At 67.3% G+C, this 4,305-nt stretch carries 5 protein-coding genes; all 5 read left to right on the forward strand.

What is annotated here, in order from left to right; all coding sequences use genetic code 11:
* The first annotated feature begins 168 nt into the window (after positions 1–168).
* Positions 169–1,464 (forward strand): MFS transporter, encoded by a 1,296-nt coding sequence (locus ACRWND_RS30305; RefSeq protein ID WP_431955096.1) that lies wholly within the window; start codon positions 169–171, stop codon positions 1,462–1,464.
* A gap of 16 nt (positions 1,465–1,480) precedes the next feature.
* Positions 1,481–2,164 carry a hypothetical protein gene (locus ACRWND_RS30310; protein WP_431955098.1) on the forward strand — a complete coding sequence of 228 codons (684 nt, stop codon included), beginning with the start codon at positions 1,481–1,483 and terminating at the stop codon, positions 2,162–2,164.
* Positions 2,161–3,135 (forward strand): hypothetical protein, encoded by a 975-nt coding sequence (locus ACRWND_RS30315; protein ID WP_431955100.1) that lies wholly within the window; start codon positions 2,161–2,163, stop codon positions 3,133–3,135. The genes ACRWND_RS30310 and ACRWND_RS30315 overlap by 4 nt, the downstream gene beginning before the upstream one ends.
* A 65-nt stretch (positions 3,136–3,200) precedes the next feature.
* On the forward strand, positions 3,201–3,689 hold the full coding sequence (locus ACRWND_RS30320; RefSeq protein ID WP_431955102.1) for a DUF5825 family protein: 489 nt from the start codon (positions 3,201–3,203) through the stop codon (positions 3,687–3,689).
* A gap of 315 nt (positions 3,690–4,004) precedes the next feature.
* Positions 4,005–4,223, forward strand: a complete 219-nt coding sequence (locus tag ACRWND_RS30325; protein ID WP_431955104.1) for a hypothetical protein — start codon at positions 4,005–4,007, stop codon at positions 4,221–4,223.
* Positions 4,224–4,305: the final 82 nt, after the last annotated feature.

The following is a 4,305-nucleotide window of genomic DNA, read 5'->3' on the forward strand; positions in this document are numbered from 1 at the left end:
CGGCGACAGATGCCGCGCGTCCCCCACCAGATCGCTCACACATCACCAACGACCCAGAACCCCAACCGTTTCGGCTCAATAAGTGAACGAGGCCGAGCAGGAACCGAGTCCGCCCATGATGGTGGAGAACGTCTTTGACCACTGGAGTCACCAGGGGGAACCCGCAACATGACCGGCACTACGGAGGCCCTTGACGGATCGGCTGCAGTCGACGCAGCACGAAGCGTCACGCGCCCGTTCTACGTATACGCTGTGCTCTCCAACTCGCTTTTCCAGCGCGGCGTATTCGTCATCTTCCTTTATCAGCAAGGCTTCTCCGCTGGGCAGGTGGCCCTCCTCCAAACACTGCTCTTCCTGGTCAGCGGACTTGCGGAGTTGCCGACGGGAATCATCGCCGACCGGATCGGCAGGCGCGCCAGCATCGTGATCGGCCAGGTACTGGTGGCCGGATGCCTACTTGGTCAGGTGACGACCTCCAACTACTGGCTGTTCTTGGCGCTGTTCATTGGCCATGGCGTGGGCCTGGCATGCGTATCCGGTTCGGACACCGCCCTGCTGTACGACCTGCTCGTGCGCCGTGGTGCAACGAGCGGCTACGTCAAGATCAGATCCCGGTTCACCATGCTGGGGACGGTCACCTCGGGGGTCGCCATCATCCTCGGCGGCCAACTGCAGCAGTTCTCCTGGGGAATCGTCTACGCCGGTTCGGCGTCGTGCCTCGTCCTGGCCGTGGTGGTGCTGATGGCACGGGTGCCCGAGATCCGCGGGGCGGACGCGGTGGACGAACAGGACGGAGCCGAGAAGGAGCACGGCGACACCACGGCATGGCGGGCGATGCTTCGGGTCGCCACGCCGGCGCTCGTGACGCTCGTCGTGGTGTCCGGACTGATGCACGCGACGTTGACGCCGTACATCATCTTCACGCAGAAGACGCTCTCCGATCAGGGAGCAAGCACCGCACTGGTCAGCGTGGTCATCTCGGCGGGATTCTTCATCGGCGGACTCACTCCCCTCCTGTCAGACCGCGCCAACCGGCGCATCGGGTACCGGGTCATCGCCCCCGTGTCCCTCCTGGCGCTCGCCGTGGCCCTCGGCCTGACCGGCCTCGGCCTCGTCTGGGTCACCATCGCCGCGTTCCTGATCCTGGTCGGAGTTCCCGAGATCACTGCCGTGCTCGTGGACAACGTGTTCAACGAGGCGGTGCCGTCGCGCCACCGGGCGAGCCTGCTGTCGATGATCGCGTTCGTGGAGTCGGTGCTCATCGGCATCGGCTATCTCGTCCTCGGCGCACTCATGGACGGGCTGGGCTCCAGCGTGGGCATGGCCGTCTACGCCGCGGTCCCCCTGCTGGCGTGTCTCCTGTGGCTCCCGGTGCTCATCCGGGGAACGCGGGTAACCACCGGGAGCGAGGAGGCCGCCAGCCCGAAGGAACCTGAAACAGCCCGTCTCGGACAACGCCCCTGATCGATGAGGAGCCGAAGTGGAACTGATGCAGATCGGGCACAAACAACCGGTGCCGGATCTCACCCCGCCGGTCGTGAACGAGGACGCCCTTTCGGTTGCGCTGGTCTGCATGCCCTGGGCCGTGGTCGACATGCCCTCCCTGGCGCTGAGCACGATCGCCCCGTTGTTCGAGCGGCGCGGAGAGGTCGAGAAGCTCGACGTCGTCTACGGCAACATCTGGTGGCTCGACCACCTGGTCCGGGAGGCGGGCCTCGAACGCGGGCACTACGAGCTGATAGTCGACGCCGAAGTGTTCGGGGTCGGCGAATGGGTCTTCTCCAGCTATTTCCGCCCCGGTGTCGACCCGCGCCACACGAGCTTCTACGACCTCGTGCGCGACAGCGAGAACGTCGACGCCTACTGTGCGATGTTCCGCGCGGCACCCGCCTTCATCGAGGAGCTGGCCCGGGATCTCGTGGCATCGGACGCCGATGTCCTGGGGCTAACGACGACCTTCGATCAGAACATCGCCTCGTTCGCGCTCGCGCACCGCGTCAAGGAGCTGCGGCCGGACGTCGTGACGATCCTCGGCGGGGCGAACTGCGACGGCGTCCAGGGCACGGCGGTCCACCCGCCCGGAGTTCGACTACGTGATCCGAGGGGAGGCGGAGCACTCAATCGCGCCGCTCATCGCCCACATCGCGGCATGCCGCAGCGGTGAAGGGGAAGAAGGACGACGGACTGCTGCGTGCCGTGCCCGGCCTGTGCTGGCGGTCCGACGTCGACGGAGTCACGGTCAGCAACCCCATCGGGCGGACGCCCGTCTCCATGAACGTAGTGCCGGAACCCACCTACGATCACTACTTCCGCGATCTGGGGAAGTCTCCGGCCGCTCCGTTCATCGACGTCACGATTCCACTGGAGGCCAGCCGCGGTTGCTGGTGGGGCGCGAAGCACGCAGCTGCAGCCGGGTGTCGAGAGCCTCTGCACGCCCATCCTGCGCATCATGCGCAAGGGGGTGACCGGGTGGCAGAACGTGCGGTTCCTGCGGGACTGCGCCACCTGCAGGATCTATCCGTCGTGGAACATCCTCGTGGGCTTCCCCGGGAGCAGGACAGCGACTACGCGGCGCTGATCGATTCGATCCCGTCCCTCCACCACCTGACGCCGCCCGCCGGGCCGCTCCCGATCAAACTGGAACGCTTCAGCCCCTATTTCGACGATCCCGCACTCGGTCTCCAGGCCATCGGCCCCTCGCTCAACCTGGTGAGCGCTTACGAGGGGGTGGCGGACGCCCTCGACGACCTTGTCTACGTGTTCGAGTCCGAGCCCGCCGGCATCTCCCCCGCGACGAGCGAGTTGTTGCGCGAAGCGATCGCGAACTGGCAGGCCACCGCATCGGTGTCCCGGCTGGTCGCCCTGCCGGCGCCGGACGACTCATTCGTCGTCATCGACGACCGGCCCGCCTGGCCCTCCCGTGAGCTGGTGCTTCGGCCGGGTCTCGAAGCCGAGGCGTGCCGTGCGCTGGCCAAGGGCAAGACGCTTCCCGCGCTCGCTTCCACGATGCGCTCGCTCGGGATCGCCGTGCGGGAAGGTCAGCTCGAAGAGCTCGTCGAGAACTGGACGGAGCTCGGCATCGTGTTCCATGAGGACTCCACCTATCTGGCGCTCGCGACGGGCTTGCGTTGGTGACGAAGCAGACTGCAGAGCGGCGGTCGAACCGCCGGAGGCTCTTCGCGCCGGTGGATCTCCACTCGGTGCGGAGCAGGGAGGACCTCGTCGCCCTGACCCGGTCGGGATACGCCGGGGTCCGGCTGACCGGTCACTTCGCCATGCCGGAGATGGGCGACGGCGAACTCGTCTCCTTGATCGCGCTGCTCCGCGACGCTCGCGGGGTCGGCCTGCGGGTCTCGTGGAGCGGCGACTGCGGCGCCCTCCGCCACCTCGACCCGCCGCGGCGGCCGGACGGCTCCTTCGCGTGGTCGGCGCAGCAGGGAGGATCCCTCGTTGTCCGGCGCGGTCCGACGTTCCTAGCCGTCGAGGACACGCGCCACGGGGAGCGCCGCCGCATCGACGTCGACCGCTCGGAACCGGCGGCGGCCGTCCTCGACGAAAGCCGCTGGGGGCGCACGCTCACCCCCGCCGAGGCGGCCAGTCTGGACGCTCTCGAATTGCACGACCTCGTCTTTCGTGCCGGCGACCATGGTGTGGGCATTGCCGTGAGACAAGGAGTCTGGTGTGTCTGAAGGCCACATCCTCTTCCGCAGGACGCTCGGCGAGCGGACCGTGCGCGAGGGCCAGGATCCGGCCGCCGCCGTCCCCATGCGCATGGGGACGGCCGGGCTGGGACTGCTCGTCAACGATCACCGCGAAGCCACCCGCATCCTGTCCGACGTCGAGACCTACGGCAGCGCGGGCGAGCTCATGGCGAGCGTTTTCGACGAGCCGGACGATTTCGCATCCGGGACGCGTCGTCCGAGGCGGTCTTCGCGGTCAACCAGACCGACGGGGAAGAGCACCGTCGCGTACGGCGCACGCCTCGGAGGGTCATCGACACCCGCGTGCGCGACGTCTTGGACCAGCTGATCCAGGATGTGCAGCACGCAGTCGAGAGCGCCCTCGTCCTGGGAAGGCTCGACGCGGTCGGGTCGATCGACGTGCCCATCGCCGACGGCGTGATGTCGCGCCTGCTCGGGCTCGACGAGAACCTCGTCTCGGCCCTGAGGACCGCGGTGTACGAGGGGATACCCGGTGCGCGAGCTCGACGAGTTTCGGCCTGACCGTGGAGCCGTCACAATACTTTGGCCATGAACGGTCTCGTCGAACTCCCGATTTGGGCTGAGTGCGCGAATTAGCCTGAGG

The sequence above is a fragment of the Actinacidiphila sp. bgisy167 genome (assembly GCF_965342175.1).
Lineage (GTDB): Bacteria > Actinomycetota > Actinomycetes > Streptomycetales > Streptomycetaceae > Actinacidiphila.

Coding starts and splice junctions, on each gene's coding strand:
- ACRWND_RS30305 (WP_431955096.1), top strand. CDS start 169: ATGACCGGCACTACGGAGGCCCTTGACGGATCGGCTGCAGTCGACGCA.